Below are 22,424 nucleotides of genomic sequence, written 5' to 3' on the forward strand. Positions count from 1 at the left end.
CTAAAAGTGAAACATATTGTAGTTTGTGGACATTATAATTGTGGTGGGATTAAATCTGCAATGATTCCGAAAGATTTAGGAATTATGAATCCTTGGTTGCGTAATATTCGTGATGTTTATCGTTTACATTCAGAAGAATTGAATGCAATCGAAAACGAAGGAATGCGTTACAACCGTTTGGTAGAGCTAAATGTACAAGAACAATGTGTAAATGTGGTAAAAAATCCTTTTGTACAACGTGCAATGGAAAATGGATTGGAAGTACACGGTTGGGTGTTCGATTTGTTTACTGGAAAATTAATTGATTTGAATTTAAACTTCGATAAAATCTTAGAAAATATCAAAGAAATTTACGATATCAACGAATAAATTTAACATTTTGTTATATTTGGTATAATAATTGTTTTTAACACTGTTAACCAAACTATATCAATGATTAACAACCGTTGGATAAAAAGAATCGGTATCGCATTAATTTCAATTATTGCGGTACTTTTTATTTTAAGTTTTTACATCTCCTATTTTCTGAATGATCGACTTCCAAAAATCATTGCAGAAAAAAACGATACGGCTTATAATCTGACTTACGAAGATTTGAGCTTTTCTATTTTTAATTCATCTTTATCGCTAAAAAATGTCGAAGTTTCTCCAAAAGATTCTTTGTTGATAAAGGATTCGATTGACGCAACAGGAAAAGTCAAAGAAATAAATGTTGTCGGTATCAATTTTATAAAATTAATTACCAAAAAAGAAGTTGCAGCATATTCAATCAACATCAATAATCCTTCTGTAAATTATTATCTCAAAGAGAAAAAAGATTCGATCAAAAAAGATACAGCACAATCCAAAGTTGGGCAAAGTATAGATGTTTCCAATGTGAATATCAACAATGGCGAGTTTAATTTGTATTCTCAATCAGGAAAAAAACATATTGCAAATGTTTCTAATTTTTCGATCGATTTTGATGGCGTTCGTTTCAATGAGCGAACAGCGGACAAAAAAATTCCGTTCAGATATTCTGCTTTTGATATTAAATTAGATTCGATGTTTTTTGTGGTTAAAGATCAACAATTGATTAGAGCACGAAAAGTTCGTTTTAATGAAACTGATTTTGAGTTGGATAATTTCTTGATGAAACCACTTAAAATGAACGGAAAAATGTACGTTCAAAACGATTCTGAAAATGATTTATTAGATATTGAATCGCCACTTCTTTCGCTTTCTAAGATGGATTGGGGATTTACTTCAGAAGATAAATTATATTTTAAAACAGATTTAATTAAATTCAAAAAGCCAAAAATTACCATTATTTCTGCTAAACCAGAGAATAAAGTTGAGAAAGAATCAATCAAAAAAGTAAGCATAAAAACGGAAGATGCGGAGTTAATTAATATCAAAAAGTTGCAAATAGAAAACGGTAAAATTCGTTCACTCTACTCGAATGCAAAAACGGTAAAATATGCAATAAATAATGTGGCGTTAAATATCGAAGGAATAAAAATGAATGCGTTGACACGCACAAATGATATTCCGATTGATTATAAAACTTTTCGTATTAAGTTGGATTCGATGTATTATCGATTGAATGAAATGCATACCTTAACAGCATCTAATTTTGATTTAACTGAAAAGAAATTGATTCTGAAAAATTTCAAAATGAAACCATTAATTTCAAAAAATCAATTTAATCAAAATTATACTAAATCAAATACATTATTAGATGTCGAAGCGCCAATTTTGACGTTGAATAATAACAGTTGGGGAATAAAAAATGGTGATTTTTATTTTCATACAAATTCAATCAAATTGGATGAGGTAAATGTGAAAATCATCGATCAAAAGAATGAAAAAGTTATTGCGAAGAAAGTTGAAAAAGCAACAGAAAAGTTCTTGATTAATTTTAATCTTGGAATTGATACGATTCAAATCAAGCAATCTCGATTTATTGCTTCACAAAAATTTGATTTCAATAATGTTAATTTGACGGTTTTAGGATTGAAAAATGATTATGGGAAAGAACTTCATGTTAATCATGTTATTTTCAAAAATCCAAAATTTACAATTTATGGACAGCCAAGACGAGTGGCGCAGCGCGAAGGAAAAACCTCAAAAGAGTTTAATGATGTTATAAAAGTTGATAAAATTTCGTTGGTAAATGGACATTTAGATGTGATTCCTTATCAACAAAAAACGCCGAATTTAACATTGAAGCAAATTCAGTTAGCGTTTAATCAAATTAATGTTGATCCAAAAACAATTCAAGAAGCGATTCCTTTTTCTTATAAATCTGTATTACTGAAATCTTCGGGAATTGATTTCGATTTAGGAAAAACGTATAAGATGAATACTGGAGCTTTGCAATTTCAGAATGGAAACTTGACGTTGAATCAATTAAAATTAACGCCAAAACTTTCTCGAAAAGCATATACAGCTTCATTAGATAAACAAGCCGATTTATACACTGTTTCTGTCAATCAATTACAAGGAAATGGAATTCAGTGGGGAATTTCTCCATCCAAAGATTTCTTTTTGAAAGCGAATCAAATAAAATTGAACCAGCTTTATGCAAATATTTATAGAAGTTTGGTTCCGCCTGATGACACAAAACGTAAAACAATGTTTTCACAAAAATTACGCGAAATGAAATTTGATTTAGGGGTGAAACAATTGCAATTGGTCAACTCTAAATTAGAATATGAGGAAGAAACTGAAAAAAGTATCGGAACAGGACAATTGACGTTTTCATCTATAAATGCGACGGTTAAAAATGTCAATTCGGGTTATCGTAAAAAATCGTTACCAGATGTAAATGTTGATTGGCGTTCAGAATTTATGAATGGAGATTTGCGTGCAAATTGGACATTTAATCCAATGAATCGTTCAGAGAAATTTAATATNNAATCAAATAAAATTTAATTTTGATGGAAATGATAAAGTCGCTGGTGGAAATTTTGGAATAGATTATCAAAATTTGAAAGTGAATGTTTTGCGTGATGATGGTTCGAAAAGGAAACTATTATCAGCAGTTGGAAATGCAGCGGTAAAGAATGATTCTCGTGGAAAAATGAAAGAAGAAAAAGTAGAAAATATCGAACGAAAACAGGATAAATCATTTTTTAATTTCTTTTTAGCTTGTATCTTAGACGGTCTTAAAAAAGCACTTTTAATTATTTAAGAAAATGAAAAGAACAGTCTTCATAACCGGAGCAACATCTGGCATAGGAATGGCGACAGCAAAGAAATTAGCACCAAATTATCGTTTAATTTTGTGTGGGCGTCGTCAAGAACGATTAGATGAAATTCAGGCAGAATTGAGTAAAATTACGGACGTAAAAACCATTCAATTTGATGTTCGAGACAAGGAAGCTGTTTTTAATGCAGTAGAAAGTTTAGAAAATGAGTGGAAAAATATTGATGTTTTAATCAATAATGCGGGAAATGCACACGGATTAGCACCTTTTGATACAGCTGATTTGGAGGATTTGGAAGCAATGATTGACATCAATGTAAAAGGATTAATTTACGTTTCGAAAGCAATTATTCCAATTCTTAAACAATCATCAAATGCGCATATCATCAACCTTTCGTCGATTGCAGGAAAAGAAGTTTATCCAAATGGAGGAACATATTGTGCGTCGAAAGCGGCGGTAGAATCGTTGAGCAAAGGAATGCGTTATGATTTATTACCTTACGGAATCAAAGTTTCTAATATTGCGCCAGGAGCGGTAGAAACAGAATTTTCTTTGGTTCGTTTCAAAGGAAATCAAGAACTTTCGGATAATGTGTACAAAGGTTTTGAGCCATTGGTTGGTGAGGATATTGCAAATGCAATAGAGTATTTGTTGCAACAACCAGAACATGTACAAATTGCCGATGTTACAATCTTTCCAAAAGCGCAAGCTGGAGGAACTGTTTTCTTGAAAAAATAATCTATTTCGAAAAATTGATGTCGATAAATAAGGACGGAAGTAAAATTCGCTTTTTAACGGAAAATGCAAATGCGAAAGTTTTTAAAAATGTGTTGATGAGTATTAACAGCGATGATCAACAAATGTACATGATTATGGATGGTGAAATTACGGCATCCGAAATGAACAAAATGGTAAAAGAATCTAATAAATAATAAAAAAGCTGAGCACCGCTCAGCTTTTCTATTTCAATATTTTTTCATAACAAACACTTTCTTCGATGTCTTTGTATTGATCGTAATTTTCGATTCTTGTGTAATCACATCGTTCATACAACGCGATTGCTTCGGGTTGTTTCAATCCGGTTTCCAAAATACATCGTTCATAATTTAATTCGATTGCCCAATTTTCTAACTCATTCAGAACTTTAGCTGCAATTCTATTTCCTCTAAAATCAGGATTTACATACATTCTTTTCACTTCCATCGTTGTATCATAATAATGTTTTATAGCGCCACAACCAACAGGTTTTTCTTTTAAATAGGCGATAGCAACGTGATTTATTTTGTCAACTTTATTGTATTGCGAAAAGAAAGAATGAAATTCGCCATTTCTTATCGCTAAATCTTTATCTAATTCTGTTACCAATTCTTGAAAATCTTTGTTAGAAGAATTTGTTCGAATGATTTTTATTGAATTCATATTATTTCTTTTGCTCAAATTTAATAAAACTTAAGTTTTTTTTGTAACGCTAAATTCTATTTTGTTCTGCAGTTTTTTCCGCTTGTTTCGCTTCTTTTACTTTCTGGTTTCCGAAATTGTATTTCAAATTCAACATAAAATATTGTGTATCGCGATAATCTTTGAAATATTGATTTTGGTTTGCGTATTTCGTAGAAATCGTATTGCGATCAGTTTTAAAAATATCATTGAAAACCAAACCAATTTCAAAACGTTTATCCCATATTTTTTTGTTTAAAATCAAATATGTATTTTGAGAAGAACTAATATCAAACGAACCTTGAATTGCCTTCGAATTATATTGATATCCTGTCGAAATATTAAATGTTTTTGCTTTGTCTAAATCCAATTGCGTGCTCAATGAAAGGTGATAAAAAAAGACATCGTTTTTGTATTGCAGATTATCTGGACCAAAATAATAGTTTTGATTATATTCTCCCATCGCAAATAAATTCAGTTTCCACCACGATTTTAGATTGAAATTTTTCGAAAGATTAGCTCCAAAAGCTTCTCCATTTTTGATGTTAGTAAAATGATAAACCGTTTCAAAAGTTTCAGGATTTTGAATAGAAATTTCCATCGCTGGATTTTTCTCGTATCGATAATAGGCTTCGAAATTCCAATCTTTCAAGGTGTAGGATAAACTCAAATTGTGGATAATAGTAGAAATCGCATTGGCATCGCCCTGAAAATAAGAAAATAGATTGTAATATGATTTTGAAGGATTCAAGAAATTATAATTAGGTCGATCAATTCTTTTTCCATAATTCAAACCAATTTGTCCCGCATTTTCAAAATTATACATGACGTATAAAGTTGGAAAAAGATCGGTGTTTGTTCGTTTATTTTGGCTAATTGGATTATCAGAAATCGTATTTATAAGAGCTGTTTCAGATCTCAAACCAGCTTTTGCTTCCCATTTTTTCCATTTGTAATTTCCAGAAATATACAACGCAAAAATCTGTTCTTTGTAATCAAAAATATTACTTTTTTCGGGTTGATATTCGATTTGATTTTGAATCGACTCAAAGAAATCTAAATCATTATCATTCTTCACAAAACTATATTTCGCTCCAGCTTCCAAACCATAATTTTCTTCGATCAAACTATAATCAATTTGTGTAGAAAATAGATTCAATTTTTGAAGTGCCGCGCTCAAAAAACGATTTTCTTCATAAAGTTTATCCTTGAAATTCAATTTTGTTAAAACATCTTGATTTTCTTTGTAATAACGATGACTAAAATTGTTGCTCCATGTCAAATTATGTTGCCCGAATTTTTTATCATAAACCAAATACGTATTAAAATTATTCGAAGCTTCGCGACGATGATTTTGTGTTTTGTAAAATGATTCAAGTTGATTATTTGTTGTATTGTAAATATTTGTTGGAACGTTATAATTCCCAATTGAAGCAGGATTTCTAGAACCATTTATTCCAAACTGAAAATTCTGTAAACTATCAATTGAATATTGAGAAGCAAAGTTGTAAATATGTTGTTGTTTCGCAACTGTTCGACGAATCATGTCACTTTCCCAGCGTGTCTGATCTTTTTCATAAGTTGTTACATCAAAATTCTTGCGAACATATTTTCCATTCACAAAATAATAACTTCCTGTCAATTGCCATTTTTCTGTATTGTAAGATTGGGTAGTACCCAGCATTCCTTTGCTATAAATAGATTGATGATAACGTGTCGCAATTTGTCCTTTGTAACCAGAAAGCACATTTTTCTTCATTTTAATATTTATAATCGCGCTTCCAGAAGCTTCATATTTTGCAGGCGGATTGGTAATGACTTCAACCGAAGAAACTGTTGCACCATCAGTATTTTCCAACAATTGTTTCAAATCATCTTGGGACATTAATGTTTTTTTATCATTAATTGTGACTAAAATTTGCGTATTTCCTCTCACACTTAACTGTTCATTTTTTAGAAGAACATTTGGCGTGTTTTTCACGATATCCCAAGCACTTAAATTTTGCAAAGGCGTATTTTCGACATTAAATTCTATTCGATCAATTTTTCGTTTCAACAAAGGTTTTTGACTAGAAAAAACAACGTCTTTTAAGTTAATTGTTTCATCTTTTTGAAGCGTAATAATCAAAGAGTTTTCTGAGTTAGCTTGATATGTCTTTTCAAATTCTTGGTAACCAAATTCTTTAATGTAAATTGTAAATGATTGTGCTTGATGAAGCTCAAAATTAAATTCGCCATTTTCATTCGATTCAGCTACAATTGGATCTTGTGAAGGAATTTCAACTTCAATAGAACTATTTTTGATTGGTTGATTTTGCTCATCGATAATTTTTCCAGAAATAATTTGTGCAAAAATTAAATTTGGAAGTAGCAGAAAAAATGTTATTACTATTTTCATGGTTCAGATTTTTAACAAATCTCTTTCAAGTTTCGATTTTACTTGGTTAATGAACGGTTAACGATGAGTTAATGTGTAATTTATGTGCGAAAACAATGTATTTTTGAATTGATGGAAAGCTTATGAAATTATCTAAAAAACATTATACATTTATTTTCTCTTTTGCATTGATCGTTTTGGTTGCATTGCAAGGGTATTATATCTACAATTTGTATCGATTGATTGAGAAAGATATGAATAAAGAGGCGTGTGAAATTGGAGTTAAAGTGATGAATTTTATGTCAAAATATGAAACAGATTCTAATGATGATAAGATTTTAGATTATTTCAAAAAACTGAATCATGATGAAAAAAAACAGTTTGATGAATTACAAATAATTCGAACGAAAGTAGATTATAATTATGAGATTTATACGCCAATTGTAGATTCTCTATTAGACGTTTATTCTAAGGAAAATAATTTTGAAATAGCACTTCGTACAGATGTTTATTCGGTTTATGATGAATTGAATCATAAAGAACTATTGCCAAAGAAAAAGTATGTGATTTACGAAACGACAAATAAAATTGCGAAACCAACTAATATTAATCAAAGTGTTTGGTCATCGGATGATATTAGTAATCAAACAGATTCTGATTTAGGAATTAATAAAAATGAACGCCATAAATATAAAATTAGAGGAAAGACAGATTTTGAATTGCTGAATTTGAAATTTTTAATTCTCAAGAAAATTATTCCTTTAATCATTGTGAGTTTGTTGATTGTTGGATTAATTGTCTTTTTGTATTGGAAAAGTCTTAAAAATTTATCGAAACAAGAAGAAAAAATCAATCAATTACATTTGACAATAGACTCTATTGCGCATGAATTGAATACGCCAATTACGACGATGAAATTTGCTTTGCATCAAGTTCAACATCCAGAAACGCAACAAATGATGAACAGACAAATTAATCGTTTGGAGCAAACTGTTGATTCTATTTTTGTAAAAAATGACGAAAATTCTGAATTGTTAGATGAGGTTATTTTGAATGAAATTATCCAAAAGATTCAACTTCAATATCCAGAAATTAAACTTATTAATCAAAGTATTTTCGAGAAAAATAATGTACTGAAAACAAACGATTTTAAACAAATTGCTCAGAATTTAATTGAAAATTCAGTCAAATATGGAGCTACTGAAATTGTATTAGATTTTAAATTTCAAAAAAAAATAACATTGAATTTTTCGGATAATGGAATTGGAATTCCAACCAATGATTTGCCTCTTATTTTTGATAAATATTATCGTGTGAATCGTTCTATTAACCAAAATGTAAGCGGTTTGGGTGTTGGATTATTTTTGGTCAAGAATACAATCGAACGATATTTAGGAACAATTAACGTTCAGAATAATAAAGACAAAGGTGTTCAATTTTTAATCATTTTGCCGAATGAAAACTAAATTAATTTTAGTAGAAGATGATCAAGATTTGGGAACTGTTCTCAAACAATATCTAGAATTTTCTGATTTTGAAGTGACTTGGTTTGATCATCCACAAAAACTATTGAAGGAAATAGAATCGTTGGAATCAGCTCAATTAATCATTTTTGATGTCATGTTACCCGAAATTGATGGTTTTTCTTTGGCGAAAAAATTAGCCGAAACCATTACAATTCCATATTTATTTTTGACTGCTAAGGCGCAAAGTTTTGATCGTGTTTTAGGTTTGAAATTAGGTGCAGATGATTATATCACAAAACCTTGCGATCCTGAAGAATTGGTCTTGCGAATAAAAAATATTTTGAAGCGAAATCAACCTGTTTTAGAAGAATTGATTAAAATTGGAGCTTATGTTTTTCTTCCAAATCAATTGCAATTATCTTATCAAGAAGAAAAATTTCAGTTAACAGAAAAAGAAGCAGAATTGTTGAGTTTCTTGATTCAGAATAATCAAAAATTAGTGAGTCGTAAAGAGATTTTAGAAAAAATTTGGGGTGAAAACGATTATTTTATGGGTAGAAGTTTGGATGTTTTTATGACACGTTTGCGCAAATATTTTCAGAACGACGAAATGATAAAATTTGAATCTGTTCGAGGTATTGGTTTTAAAATTAATTTTCCACTCTAAAAAAATAAAGCTGAACAGAAGTCCAGCTTTAATAACAAACAATTGAATTCTAAATTCAGTAAAGGGAACCGAATTTTATAAATGGATTTTTATATTCCTTGAGCAATCATAGCATCGGCAACTTTTACGAAACCAGCTATATTAGCGCCTTTGTAATAATTTATATTTTCTTGAAATTCACCTTTTCCATATTTTTTACATTGGTGATGAATTTTTATCATAATTTCTTTTAATCGATAATCTACTTTTTCTCTGTTCCAATTTTGACGGATCGAATTTTGAGACATTTCCAATCCAGAAGTTGCAACACCACCAGCATTCGCAGCTTTTCCAGGACCGTATAAAATTTGATGATCCAAAAAATAATGAACCGCTTCGGGAGTTGTTGGCATATTAGCACCTTCGGCAACCAATTTGCAACCATTGAGATGTAAAGTTTGCGCATCTTGTAAATCCAATTCGTTTTGTGTTGCACATGGCAAAGCTATATCACAAGGAACTTTCCAAGGATTTTGGTCGGAGAAAAATTTAGCGTTTGGATAATAATCAACATACTTTGAAATTCTATCGTAATCATCATTCTTAATTTTGAAAATGACATTTAGTTTTTCTGTATCAAAACCGTCTTCATCATAAATATATCCAGAAGAATCAGAAAGTGTAACCACTTTTGCGCCTAATTCCAGAGACTTTTCAGCAGCATATTGTGCAACATTTCCAGAACCAGAAATAGAAACTGTTTTTCCTTTTAAGGTTTCTTTTTTTTCGGCTAACATACATTCTACAAAATATAATAAACCATAACCAGTAGCTTCTGGGCGAATCAAAGAGCCACCATATTCTAATCCTTTTCCAGTTAAAACACCTGTAAATTCGTTTCGCATTCGTTTGTATTGACCAAATAAATAACCAATTTCTCGTCCTCCAACGCCAATATCACCAGCAGGAACATCGACATCTGCACCAATATGACGAGATAATTCGCTCATAAAAGATTGGCAGAAGCGCATAATTTCCATGTCCGATTTTCCTTTTGGATCAAAATCAGAACCACCTTTTCCGCCACCCATAGGTAAAGTTGTCAAGCTGTTTTTGAAAACTTGTTCAAAAGCTAAGAATTTAAGAATAGAAAGATTAACAGATGGATGAAAGCGCAAACCACCTTTATAAGGACCAATCGCAGAATTCATTTGTACACGATAACCTTTGTTGATTTGGATTTCGCCTTTATCATCAACCCAAGTTACTCTAAATTGAATAATACGTTCTGGTTCTGCAATTCTTTCAAGAATTTTGAACTTTTTGTATTTAGGGTTTTCTTCTACAAATGGTAAAATGGTTTCGGAAACTTCTTCAACTGCTTGTAAAAATTCTTTTTCGTTAGGGTTTTTTGATTTAATTCTTTGAATGAATTTTTCTGAGTAAAATAAAGTATCCATGCTATTTGTGTTTTATTGTTGATAAAATTATAATAAATAACAAATAAAATAATATATTTTTTAAATCAAACTTTTAATATTTATGAATTTGATAATTTCGAATACTTAGAATATATAGGTTGATAATTTTTGAAACAAAAAAAGCAGGAAAATTTCCTGCTTAATAAATTTTGTATTTTTATTCAGTTTAAGACAAGACTTATTTTTTGAAAAATCCACCCAATAAACTCATGGCATCTCCAATTCCTAATTGTCCATCACCATCCTGATCTAACAATTTTTCGAAACCTCCTAAATTTACTCCGCTTTGGTTTGTTTGAGTTGTAGAACCACCAACTAAACCGCCTAATAAACCAGCAATCCCATTTGAATCTAATCCAGCAGATTGTTTTTGTTTACCCAAGTAGCCCATTACAATTGGCGCAACTAACGCTAAAATTTGAGTAACTTGTGCTGTATTCAATCCAGATTGTTGAGAAATTGCAGATTCTACATTTTGTTGTTTATTTCCTAAAACGTGACCTAAAATTCCTAATCCATCTTGTTGGTTTCCTCCTTGACCTAAAAATCCAGAAAGATTATCCAAAATACTCCCGTCATGTTGATTCAAAGCATTCGAAATTCCTTCAGCACCTCCGCCTTGTGCATTTTTATTTAAAGCAGACAATAAAAAAGGTACAGCTGCTGCAACAGCAGTTTGAGCTTGAGATTCATTAATCCCTAATTGTTTTGCAGCAGAACCAACAATTTGTTGTCCCATTGCTCCTTGAATTAAATTAGTAAAGTCCATAAGTTTATATTATTTACTCAAATATACTATTTTTAAAAGATTAATTCAGATTAATATTAAGAGTCCTACAAAGTATTTCTATTTTTGTACAATCAATTTTGTAAATGAAACAAATAAATCTTTTTTTAGTAATCATTATTGCGGTTTTGGCTTTATTACCAATCGTTTTACCGAATCGTTTCGACGAAGAAATGCAATATGAATTTGATGCACCTGTTGGTTTGGTGTACGACGAATTTTATAATCTTCGTCAATTCTCGAAATGGCAACAATTTACAGCTTCGGATTCTTTGACAATCAAGAAATTTTCGAATACAAAAGAAGAGGACGAAAATTATATGATATGGGATTCAGAAGATGCTTCAATTGCTTCAGGAAAAGTAACGATTGAAAATTTTTCGATTAATCGTTTCGTTAATTATACGATAAAATATGATGGTTGGGAAAAATTAGATAGTTTGAATGTCAAATTTGAACAACAAGAAAATGGGAAAACAACTGCAAAATTGAATTATTTAAGTCAAGAAATTCCTTATTTCTACCGCTATTTTGCTTTTTTCAAAAATCCTGAATCTAAATTTGAAAAATCTTTGGATAACCTAAATCAAAAAGTGAAAGTTAGATTAGATAAGGATCAAAAAGAAGGACGATTGAATTATGGTGAATATCGAATTGTAGAATTAGGTCGAACAAATTTATTAGCGATTCGTAAACAATCAAGTTTAGCGGAAAAAGATATAATGGATAAAGTAGATGGTGCTTTTGAGGTGATTTATAAATCGTTAATGAATAAAGATGAAGGTGGTTTTGATTTCGATTTAGGTTTCCCATATGTCTATTTTACTGATTTTGATAAAGAAAAAGATAAGACAACATTTTTTGCTGGAATACAATTAATAGAAGATTTGCCTTTACAAAAAGAGATGAAAAAAGTGGTTGTTCCTGGTGGAGATTATTTGTTAACATTGCATTTAGGACCTCGTTCTAAACGTGCGCAAACAATCGAGAAAATGAAGAATTATGCAAAATCTAAAAAATTACAATTGGATACAAAACAATTAGAAATTATGTTAAATGATCCGAAGGAAACAGATAGTTTAAAACTAATTTCTCGAATTTATATACCAATTAAAAAACAATAAATACTTAAGAATTAACAATTTTTAAAGTACACTTAGCCACAGTAATGTGGCTTTTTTTGTATTTTTGCAACTTCTTACAAACGAACATGGACAAAGATTTTATTGAAGTTTACGGTGCACGTGAACATAATCTAAAAAATATTGATGTAAAGATTCCTCGAAACGAGCTTGTGGTAATCACGGGTTTAAGTGGAAGTGGGAAATCTTCGTTGGCTTTTGATACGATTTATGCAGAAGGACAACGTCGTTATATCGAAACTTTTTCAGCTTATGCACGTCAATTTTTGGGAGGTTTAGAACGTCCAGATGTTGATAAAATTGATGGTTTGTCGCCTGTTATTGCAATTGAGCAAAAAACGACCAATAAAAATCCGCGTTCCACTGTTGGTACAATTACAGAAATTTATGATTTTCTTCGTTTGTTGTATGCGCGTGCTTCTACGGCTTTTTCAGTCGAAACAAATGAACAAATGGTTGCTTACACAGAAGAGCAAATTATTGAGTTGATTCGAACACAATACAGCGAGAAGAAAATTGCGATTTTAGCGCCAATTGTACGTTCAAGAAAAGGTCATTATCGAGAAGTTTTTGTAACATATTCTAAAAAAGGTTTTCTTGAAATGCGCATTGATGGCAAGTTGCAAGATATTACGCCTGGAATGATGTTAGATCGTTACAAAACGCATGATATCGAATTGATGGTGGACAAAATGTTGTTGAATGATAAGGTGAATGATCAACGTTTGCGTTCAAGTATCGATCATGCAATGCAACAAGGTAATGGGATTACGATGATTTTGGATTACGAAACCAATGAAACGAAATTCTTTTCTCGTTCGTTGATGTGTCCGTCGACAGGAATGTCATATGCGTTGCCAGAACCGAATACATTTTCGTTCAATTCACCAAAAGGTGCTTGTCCGACGTGTACAGGTTTAGGTGAGTTGAAAGTGGTAAATCACGAAAAATTATTTCAAGATCAAGATAAATCGTTGTTTGATAATTTGGAAGAATTATTTGAGACGTTAAAATCATCTTCTCGAATAGAAAAACAATTGGAAGCGATTTTTGTCAAACATAATGTAGACGAAAAAGTAGCGTTCAAAAAACTTCCTCAAGCATTGATTGATGATGTGATGAATGGTTTGAAAGAAACCTTAAATGTTGATCTTAAATTTGCATCAGTTAAAAAAACATATAAAATCGATTTTGAAGGATTGAATGAATTTCTTTCTGAAATTATGGAAGATAAAAATAATCCGTCTTCAAGTTCGATTAGCAAAAAGTTTGGAAAGAAAGTTATTTGTCCAAGTTGCGAAGGGAAACGTCTTAAAAAAGAATCACTTTTCTTTCGTATCGATGAAAAAAATATTGGTGAAGTTGCGGAAATGGATCTTCAATCGTTACAAAAATGGATTGAAAATGCACCAGTTTCGATGACGTCGAATCAACAACAAATTGCGCACGAGATCCTGAAAGAAATTTATACGCGTTTATCCTTTTTATTGGATGTAGGATTGGATTATTTGAGCCTTAATCGTTCTTCTAGAACACTTTCTGGAGGCGAGGCACAGCGAATTCGTTTGGCAACGCAAATTGGTTCTCAATTGGTGAATGTGTTGTATATTTTAGATGAGCCAAGTATTGGTTTGCATCAACGCGATAATGTTAGATTGATAGATTCGTTGAAGAAATTGCGCGATATCGGAAATTCGGTTTTGGTTGTAGAACATGATAAAGACATGATTTTGGAATCAGATTATGTGGTTGATGTTGGACCAAAAGCAGGAAAAAATGGTGGTCAAATTGTTTGGGAAGGTGAACCAGAACAAATGTTAAAATCAAATACATTAACATCAAAATACTTAAACAATCAGTTACAAATCGAAGTTCCAAAAGAACGAAGAAAAGGTAATGGATTAGAATTGAAACTTTTTGGTGCATCAGGAAATAATCTAAAAAATGTAAATCTTACCATTCCTTTGGGTGAATTGGTTGTGGTTTCGGGTGTTTCGGGTTCTGGAAAATCAACGTTGATTAATGAAACATTGTACAGAATTCTGAATCAACATTTTTTTAGAGCAGAAAAAGATCCGATGCCTTATAAAAAAATCGAAGGTTTAGAACATTTGGATAAAGTAATCGAAGTGGATCAATCGCCAATTGGTCGTACACCTCGTTCTAATCCTGCGACTTATACGGGAATTTTCTCTGATATTCGTACGTTGTTTACAAATTTACCTGAAGCCAAAATTAGAGGTTACAAGCCTGGACGTTTTTCATTTAATGTAAAAGGTGGACGTTGTGAAACTTGTCAGGGAGCAGGTTTGCGTGTGATTGAAATGAATTTTTTACCAGATATTCATGTCGAATGTGAAACATGTAATGGTAAACGTTTTAATCGTGAAACGTTGGAGGTTCGTTACAAAGGAAAATCGATTTCGGATGTGTTAGAAATGACGGTAAATGAAGCGGTAGAATTCTTTGAAGCGATTCCGAAAATATATCGTTATGTCAAAATGTTGCAAGATGTAGGTTTGGGTTACATCACGCTTGGTCAGCAGTCTACAACATTGAGTGGAGGAGAGGCGCAACGTGTGAAATTAGCAACAGAATTAGCCAAAAAACAAACAGGAAAAACAATTTATATTTTAGATGAACCCACAACAGGTTTGCATTTTGAAGATGTAAATGTGTTGATGAAAGTAATCAATAAAATTGTAGAATTTGGAAATACTGTTATCATTATCGAACATAATTTGGATGTGATAAAATTAGCTGATTATGTGATTGATATTGGTCCAGACGGAGGGAGTAAAGGTGGAAAAATTGTGGCAGAAGGAACGCCAGAAGAAATCATTAAGAATCCGAAAAGTGTAACAGGAAAATTCTTAAAAGACGAATTGAAATAAATAAAAAAAGTCCATCTAACAATTGTTAGATGGACTTTTTTTTATGACTTATAATCCGATTGAAACACCCATAAAAGGTTGTAATCCTGAAGAAAATATACTTTCGTTTTCTTTATATAAAACATTGTACATCACACCAGCTTGAAATCTTACTGGTCCACTCGATTGATATCCAGCTCCCAACCATAACGCAGATTCGTCCATGTCAGTTTCATAAATACTGTTGTAATATGGCGTACGATCGTTGTACTTTTGTTTTCCTGTGTAGTACATATAATTGGCTCTCAAGAAAATGTTTTCGATTGGAAAAAAGTTAATGTAAGGACCAACATTAAACAAATTTTGCTTTACATAGTCATCTTTCGCATACTGATAACCTGCTGTCGCACCCAATTCTAAATTGTTTGCAACCATATATCCAACACTTGGAGAAATATTAAACCCAAAATAACTGTTATTCCCAAAAGATAGTCCCAAACCACCTCCAAAACGCCAATTATTATTAAGCGTTTGATTTTGATTAATTTGAGAAAAAGCAGTATTGCTTAGGGTTAAAGAAATGATAAATAAAAGAAACTTTTTCATAGAAATTTAATTAATTTTTAACTTTTAAAAATGGCTCTAATTGAAAAAACCACTATAAATTTGTCTCATCAAAAATAGTAATTCTGTTTTTAAGTAAACATTATTATTTATTTTAAGTTAATTCGAGTCGTTCATAGTTTTTAATTATAAAAGAATAGAAATAAGATTTGATAAATCTATAATTCATTCGTTTTCTGGTTCTATATTTGCATTAGTAAAGTTAATCAAATAGACAATATAAAATTTAATCATATGAAATTATTATCGCCAGAAAAAAAACAAAAAATCGCTGATATTTTAATTAAATTATTAGCTGATGAACATATTTTATACTTAAAAACAAGAAATGCACATTGGAATGTAGAAGGTCCTGATTTTCAGACAATACATGTGTATTTTGAATCGTTATATAACGAGTTACAAATTGTTATAGATGATGTTGCAGAAAAAATTCGTCAAAAAGATGTTTATGCACCAGCAACTATGGCAGAGTATTTGCAGTTAGCTCATTTATCAGAAACAAGAAAAACAGAAAACAAAGATAGTTTAAGTTTTATTGCTGATTTACTACACGATCACGAAGTTATTATTAACTTTTTGGCGCAGGCTGTAGTAGAAATTGATGAGTTTCATGATATATCAACTTCGGATTTCTTAGTTGGTTTATTAGAACAACATCAAAAAACTGCTTGGATGCTTAGATCGCATCTAAAATAAAGTTGAACATTATTTTACTTCATAAGTTTTTAGTGTTAATTCATATTAGTGTTAATTAGGTTGAGCCTTGGATTTATCCAAGGCTTCAGCTTTTTATAACGGTTTGTAATTAACCTTCTACTTCTTTTACTTCGGCATCAGCAGCATTTGTTTTGACAGAAGCAATTCCATTTTTAGCACCAGATTCGGTTTCGTACGATTGGCTTGTTCCAATTACTTGCCCGTTTGTTGCCTTTAAATTGAAATGCCATTTACCAGAAGCACCTTCTTTTAATTCGTATTTAGAATCATCTTGCGAATTTTTGCGAACAGATTCAATTCCGTTTTCGCAGCTTGCTTTTTGTTTATAACCTTCGCTTGCCAAAATATTTTGTCCATTTTTAGCTTTCAAACGAAAACGATATTCTCCTGCTTTGTCTTGATAAATTTCGAACATAATTTAATTTTTTATAAATATTTTATTTTGTTGATTGATATAAATTTATAAAAATTATTTGATAATTATCAATCTATAAAATATTTACAAAAAAAATCCTGAAAAATTATTTCAGGATTTCTATTTTTTTATTGAATTCTTTTTAAATCGTCAATATTATGTTTGTGCATATAAAGAGGAATGTGTTCTACAACAACATCGTTTTTCTCTAGACCAAAAGATTTCGGAATGTTGAATTCTATTTTCTTTAATAAATAATAAACTTTTAGCGTGAAAAATTCTTTCATACTTAATTTGGTCTCAATTGAAGGAAATTTCTCAATCAAAACAAATTTCATGTCAGGATCTTGATTGTATTTTTTCAAACATGTACTCAGGTATTTTAACTCTAATTCTCCATTTGCATACATATCGTTGATTACTTTTTTGATATATTGTTCTGTTTTTGGTTGAACTCTAAATCCTACATTAAATGTAATTCGATATATTTTTTGATCGACAATTGGCAATATTTTATAGCTCAACGTGTACGGCTCACTATCTCGGTTAATGTTTACAAACCAATAGACATCTGCACGTTTTGGTCGTTTTGATAAAATAGATTGAATACTGTATTTCTCGATATTTTTCGGATTGGTAGATTTCGTTAAGTAAAACAAGAAAGTCGAATATTTATTGATTGTTTTATCTTCACTTAATTCAGTTAACACATTCGCGTAACGTTTAATTTTAACGAATTCTAAGTTTCTAGAATTAAGGATTTTTCCGTAAAAACTACAATACATTATTATGAAGAACAGCCATCCCATTAATAATGCTAAATATCCACCATCAACAAATTTGACAACATTTGCTACGAAAAATGAAGATTCTATTGCTACGAAAATCGACAAAATTGCCACAATAAATACTTTGTTGAACTTTGTATAATAATTAAGATAATAGGATAACAAGAAGGTCGTCATCAACATGGTAACTGTAATAGCAAGTCCGTAGGCGGCTTCCATATGGGACGAATCTCGGAAATATAAAACAATAAAGACACAGCCAGCCCATAACATAAAATTGATTGTAGGAATATAAACTTGGCTTTTGTGTTCGTTTGGTTGAATAATTAATGTTCTTGGCCAGAAACCTAAGTTGATCGCTTCGTTGATTAAGGTAAAAGATCCTGTAATCAAAGCTTGAGACGCAATAATAGCTGCACCTGTGGCAATACAAATTCCAGGAATCAAGAACCAATCAGGCATCATTTCGTAGAAAGGATTTCTACCATCTAACATAGGATTATCTTGGTGCATTAACCAAGCTGCTTGCCCCAAATAGTTTGTTACTAAACAGATTTTAACGTACAGCCAACTAATTCTAATGTTTTTTCGACCGCAATGTCCTAAATCGGAGTATAATGCCTCAGCACCTGTTGTACATAAGAATACAGCGCCAAGAATCCAAAATCCGTGAGGATAATTCATTAACAAGTTATACGCATAATAAGGATTTAATGCTTTGATAATACTTGGATGATGTACAATATGTAAAACTCCTAAGCCTAGAAGCATTGTAAACCAAAGAACCATAAAGGGTCCAAATATTTTTCCTACTTTATTTGTTCCAAATCGTTGGAAGAAAAATAACATCGAAAGGATGAAGATTACAATAGGTATAGTAGGTAGATTTTCGAGTCCGTTTAGCATTCGTAGTCCTTCAACAGCGGAAGAGACGGAAACGGGGGGAGTGATAATTCCATCGGCGAGCAAAGCAGAAGCTCCAATGATAGTTGGAATAATTAGGTTTTTACCTTTTTTCTTGATTAATGAATACAAAGAAAAAATTCCTCCTTCGCCATCATTATCCGCTTTTAGTGTCAACCATACATATTTGATAGAAGTCTGAAAACACAAAGTCCAAAAAACACATGATACGCCTCCGTAGACAATGCTCTCTTCAATCACGCGATTCTCGCCAATTATCGCTTTCATTACATATAAAGGACTTGTTCCAATATCACCGTAAATGATTCCAAATGCGATTAATAGCGTTGCCGCTGTTACTTTGTTCATCGTATGGTTTGATTCCATAAGCAGTATTTTAAAATTTCTACGAATGTATGCCGTTGAAAAGAGATTAAACAATCTTATTTATTTATAATACAAAACCAACATTATACTTATTTTCGATACTAATTATAGCGTATTTTTACACTACTACAGTCGGTTTTTTATTAATGGAATAAATTTAAGTATTATTTAATCATACTATTTATTTTATTAATCATAATTTAAAGTTACATTTCATTGAGAAATAGTAAATTGAATCATTATTTGTTAAACAAAATTAAATTTTAAAACTTTATTATGCTTGCATAATAAAAAAAAGATTATATTTGTTAGACATACACTAAAATATGTTAAGAGAAGATTTAACGATAGATTATTTATTGCGTTCAACATGGTTGTCAGTTCAGAAAATGTATAATGAGCAAGCAGTTGCTTACGATTCTACAATGGTGTATGCCTTTACATTATTATCAATAGATCCGAAAGGAGGTACGCCAAGTACGTCGCTAGGACCAAAGATGGGAATAGAGCCAACAAGCTTGTCGAGAACATTAAAAAACTTAGAAGCAAGAAATTTTATCGTTCGAAAACCAAATCCAGAAGATGGGAGAAGTGTGTTGATCACTTTGACTGAAGAAGGATTAAGAATGAGAGATATTTCAAAACATTTTGTTTTGCAATTTAATGAATCAATTAATAATCACATCGAACCAGAGAAAATGCAAATTTTCTTGGAAGTGATTTATAAGATTAACCAATTAATATCGGACAAAAAAATATTTAAAAACAATTATGAGAAGACACGTTAAACACGTAACTGTATTAGGATCAGGAGTGATGGGTTCTGGTATTGCATGTCATTTTGCAAATATCGGAGTCGAAGTCTTGATGTTAGATATGGTTCCTCGCGAGCTTACACCACAAGAGCAAGCGAAAGGACTTACTTTAGAGAGTAAAGTAGTTCGTAACAGAACTGCTCAAACTCACTTAGATGCTGCTTTAAAAAGCAATCCTTCACCAATTTATGACAAAGCATTTGCTTCTCGTATAACTGTAGGGAATTTTGATGATGATTTCGAGAAGATTAAAAACTCGGATTGGGTAATAGAGGTTGTGATCGAAAGATTGGATATTAAACAATCTATTTTTGAGCGTGTAGATAACTTCCGTAAACCAGGAACTTTAGTCACTTCTAATACTTCTGGTATTCCAATTCATTTGATGGCTGAAGGTCGTTCAGATGATTTTCAGAAACATTTCTGCGGAACGCATTTCTTCAATCCGCCACGTTACTTAAAATTATTCGAAATTATCCCAACTCCTCAAACAGATAAATCTGTTGTTGAGTTTTTCCAAAACTATGCATCTTTATTTTTAGGTAAAACACCAGTTTTATGTAAAGATACGCCAGGTTTTATCGGGAATAGAGTAGGAGTTTACTCGATGGCGAAAGTGATGGAATTGGCGCAAGAAATTGGATTAACGATTGAAGAAGTTGATACTTTGACAGGTTCTATTTTGGGTCGTCCAAAAACGGGAACATTCAAATTGGGTGATTTGGTTGGTTTGGATACAGCATATAATGTAACAAAAGGTTTACAGCAAAATGCGCCAAATGACGAAATGATCCAAGGTTTGAAAGATTCAAAATTCTTGGATTTCTTAATCGAAAATAAATTCTTAGGAGATAAAGCGAAAAAAGGTTTCTATTATAAAGAAATTGATAAAGAAGGGAATACCAATCGTTTTGCCTTAAATCTTGATACGTTAGAGTATCGTCCAATGGAACGTGCAAAAGTTACAGCTGTAGAAACTGCTAAAAATGCAGGATCTATGCGTAATAAATTAGGTGTTTTATTGAAAGATTCTGGTAAGGCTGGAGAATTGATTCGCAAACATTTTGCTTCATTATTCGCTTACGTTTCTCAACGTGTTCCAGAAATTACAGATGTACTTTATCCAATTGATGACGCTTTAAAAACAGGTTACGCTTGGAAATATGGTCCATTTGAAACATGGGATTTAGTTGGATTACAAAACGGAATACAATTAGTAGAGTCAGAAGGTTTCAAGGTTTCGGATTGGGTAAAAGAATTAGCAGCAACTGGAACAGATTCTTTTTATAAAATCGAAAACGGTAAGAAATTATTCTATAATCAGAATACAAAACAATTCGAATTAATTCCTGGTCAAGATGCATTCATTATTTTAGATAATATTAGAAAAACGAATGAAATTTGGTCAAACCAAGAAACATCTATTCAAGATTTAGGTGATGGAATCATCAATATTGAGTTCCGTTCTAAAATGAATTCTCTTGGAGGTGGAGTTTTACAAGGAATCAATAAAGGAATCGAGTTAGCAGAAAAAGATTATCGTGGAGTTGTAATTGGTAATCAAGGAGACAATTTCTCTGTTGGAGCTAATTTAGCCATGATTATGATGATGGCTGCAGAACAAGATTGGTGGGAATTGAATATGGCAATCAAAATGTTCCAAGATACAATGATGCGTGTTCGTTATTCATCTATTCCAGTTGTTGTTGCTCCTCACGGAATGACGCTTGGTGGAGGTTGCGAAATGTCAATGCATGCGGATAAAATTGTAGCTGCTGCCGAAACTTACATTGGTTTGGTTGAGGTTGGAGTTGGATTAATCCCAGGTGGTGGAGGTTCGAAAGAATTTGCGCGCCGTGCAACTGAATTCGCTTTAAAAGATGATGTAAAAGTAAATCATTTACGTGATAATTTCATGAATATCGCAACTGCGAAAGTGGCAACTTCAGCTTATGAAGCGAAGAATATGGGAATTATTCGTGAGCAAGATATTGTTGTAGTAAATGCCGAACGTCAAATTGCAGAAGCGAAGAAACATGCAATTATTATGGCAGAAGCAGGTTATACACAACCAATTCAACGTAAAGTAGAAGTGTTAGGAAAAGAAGCAATGGGAATGTTCTATGTTGGAACAGATTCTATGGTTGCTGGACGTTTTGCTTCGGATCATGATCGTTTAATTGCGAATAAATTAGGATATGTAATGACAGGTGGTAATTTATCTGAATCAACTTATGTTTCAGAACAATACTTGTTAGACTTAGAGCGCGAAACATTCTTATCTCTTTGTGGAGAAAGAAAAACATTAGAGCGAATTCAACATATGTTAAAAACAGGTAAACCGTTGCGTAATTAAAATTGTAGTATTGAGA

Annotated in this window: 18 protein-coding genes; 11 read left to right on the forward strand and 7 right to left on the reverse strand. The window is 31.5% G+C overall.

Annotated elements, in window-relative coordinates:
• From B3R94_RS13250 to B3R94_RS13265, 4 genes are all read left to right on the forward strand, one after another.
• On the forward strand, positions 1–369 hold a 369-nt coding region (locus B3R94_RS13250), incomplete at its 5' end, for a carbonic anhydrase (RefSeq protein WP_291101399.1).
• A 2,602-nt stretch (positions 370–2,971) separates the two neighbouring features.
• Positions 2,972–3,175, forward strand: coding sequence for a hypothetical protein (locus tag B3R94_RS13255; RefSeq protein WP_291101402.1), 204 nt, complete (start codon positions 2,972–2,974; stop codon positions 3,173–3,175).
• Between the two features lie 4 nt (positions 3,176–3,179).
• A complete protein-coding gene (locus B3R94_RS13260) occupies positions 3,180–3,929 on the forward strand; it encodes an SDR family NAD(P)-dependent oxidoreductase (RefSeq protein WP_291101405.1) in 750 nt (249 codons plus the stop codon).
• Between the two features lie 17 nt (positions 3,930–3,946).
• Positions 3,947–4,123, forward strand: coding sequence for a hypothetical protein (locus B3R94_RS13265; RefSeq protein WP_286496092.1), 177 nt, complete (start codon positions 3,947–3,949; stop codon positions 4,121–4,123).
• A gap of 28 nt (positions 4,124–4,151) precedes the next feature.
• Here B3R94_RS13265 and B3R94_RS13270 read toward each other — a convergent pair whose 3' ends face one another.
• Positions 4,152–4,610, reverse strand: a complete 459-nt coding sequence (locus tag B3R94_RS13270) for a GNAT family N-acetyltransferase (RefSeq protein WP_291101408.1) — start codon at positions 4,608–4,610, stop codon at positions 4,152–4,154.
• 49 nt (positions 4,611–4,659) lie between these two features.
• Complete coding sequence (locus B3R94_RS13275; RefSeq protein WP_291101411.1) at positions 4,660–7,026, reverse strand: outer membrane beta-barrel family protein; 2,367 nt, start codon at positions 7,024–7,026, stop codon at positions 4,660–4,662.
• A 122-nt stretch (positions 7,027–7,148) separates the two neighbouring features.
• On the opposite strand from B3R94_RS13275, the gene B3R94_RS13280 reads away from it, so the two are divergent.
• Together B3R94_RS13280 and B3R94_RS13285 are read left to right on the forward strand one after the other, a co-directional pair.
• Positions 7,149–8,471, forward strand: a complete 1,323-nt coding sequence (locus B3R94_RS13280; RefSeq protein ID WP_125350246.1) for a sensor histidine kinase — start codon at positions 7,149–7,151, stop codon at positions 8,469–8,471.
• Positions 8,461–9,138, forward strand: coding sequence for a response regulator transcription factor (locus B3R94_RS13285; protein WP_125350247.1), 678 nt, complete (start codon positions 8,461–8,463; stop codon positions 9,136–9,138). Before B3R94_RS13280 ends, B3R94_RS13285 begins: the two co-directional genes overlap by 11 nt.
• 89 nt (positions 9,139–9,227) lie before the next feature.
• Here B3R94_RS13285 and gdhA read toward each other — a convergent pair whose 3' ends face one another.
• Both gdhA and B3R94_RS13295 read right to left on the reverse strand, forming a co-directional pair.
• A complete protein-coding gene (gdhA, locus tag B3R94_RS13290) occupies positions 9,228–10,577 on the reverse strand; it encodes an NADP-specific glutamate dehydrogenase (RefSeq protein WP_221854634.1) in 1,350 nt (449 codons plus the stop codon).
• 199 nt (positions 10,578–10,776) lie between these two features.
• Positions 10,777–11,367, reverse strand: coding sequence for a DUF937 domain-containing protein (locus B3R94_RS13295; protein ID WP_180905983.1), 591 nt, complete (start codon positions 11,365–11,367; stop codon positions 10,777–10,779).
• Positions 11,368–11,471: 104 nt separating this feature from the next.
• Here B3R94_RS13295 and B3R94_RS13300 point away from each other — a divergent pair, with 104 nt between their 5' ends.
• On the forward strand, positions 11,472–12,509 hold the full coding sequence (locus tag B3R94_RS13300; protein ID WP_219034942.1) for a GyrI-like domain-containing protein: 1,038 nt from the start codon (positions 11,472–11,474) through the stop codon (positions 12,507–12,509).
• An 86-nt stretch (positions 12,510–12,595) separates the two neighbouring features.
• On the forward strand, positions 12,596–15,421 hold the full coding sequence (gene uvrA, locus B3R94_RS13305) for an excinuclease ABC subunit UvrA (RefSeq protein WP_280037606.1): 2,826 nt from the start codon (positions 12,596–12,598) through the stop codon (positions 15,419–15,421).
• Between the two features lie 48 nt (positions 15,422–15,469).
• Here uvrA and B3R94_RS13310 read toward each other — a convergent pair whose 3' ends face one another.
• Positions 15,470–16,006, reverse strand: coding sequence for a hypothetical protein (locus B3R94_RS13310; protein WP_280037607.1), 537 nt, complete (start codon positions 16,004–16,006; stop codon positions 15,470–15,472).
• A gap of 252 nt (positions 16,007–16,258) precedes the next feature.
• Here B3R94_RS13310 and B3R94_RS13315 point away from each other — a divergent pair, with 252 nt between their 5' ends.
• Positions 16,259–16,723: a Dps family protein gene (locus B3R94_RS13315; RefSeq protein WP_125350253.1), complete on the forward strand. Its 465-nt coding sequence runs from the start codon at positions 16,259–16,261 to the stop codon at positions 16,721–16,723.
• A gap of 109 nt (positions 16,724–16,832) precedes the next feature.
• Here the strand turns inward: B3R94_RS13315 and B3R94_RS13320 are convergent, their stop codons facing one another.
• Together B3R94_RS13320 and B3R94_RS13325 are read right to left on the reverse strand one after the other, a co-directional pair.
• Complete coding sequence (locus tag B3R94_RS13320) at positions 16,833–17,159, reverse strand: YegP family protein (RefSeq protein ID WP_291101414.1); 327 nt, start codon at positions 17,157–17,159, stop codon at positions 16,833–16,835.
• A gap of 128 nt (positions 17,160–17,287) precedes the next feature.
• Positions 17,288–19,237: a KUP/HAK/KT family potassium transporter gene (locus tag B3R94_RS13325; RefSeq protein WP_125350255.1), complete on the reverse strand. Its 1,950-nt coding sequence runs from the start codon at positions 19,235–19,237 to the stop codon at positions 17,288–17,290.
• Positions 19,238–19,563: 326 nt separating this feature from the next.
• Here B3R94_RS13325 and B3R94_RS13330 point away from each other — a divergent pair, with 326 nt between their 5' ends.
• Together B3R94_RS13330 and B3R94_RS13335 are read left to right on the forward strand one after the other, a co-directional pair.
• Positions 19,564–20,025 carry a MarR family winged helix-turn-helix transcriptional regulator gene (locus tag B3R94_RS13330; protein WP_125350256.1) on the forward strand — a complete coding sequence of 154 codons (462 nt, stop codon included), beginning with the start codon at positions 19,564–19,566 and terminating at the stop codon, positions 20,023–20,025.
• Positions 20,009–22,408 carry a 3-hydroxyacyl-CoA dehydrogenase/enoyl-CoA hydratase family protein gene (locus B3R94_RS13335; protein WP_291101416.1) on the forward strand — a complete coding sequence of 800 codons (2,400 nt, stop codon included), beginning with the start codon at positions 20,009–20,011 and terminating at the stop codon, positions 22,406–22,408. The genes B3R94_RS13330 and B3R94_RS13335 overlap by 17 nt, the downstream gene beginning before the upstream one ends.
• Positions 22,409–22,424 lie beyond the last annotated feature (16 nt).

Origin of the sequence: Empedobacter sp. UBA7611 (genome assembly GCF_002484365.1) — a bacterium.
Lineage (GTDB): Bacteria > Bacteroidota > Bacteroidia > Flavobacteriales > Weeksellaceae > Empedobacter > Empedobacter falsenii_B.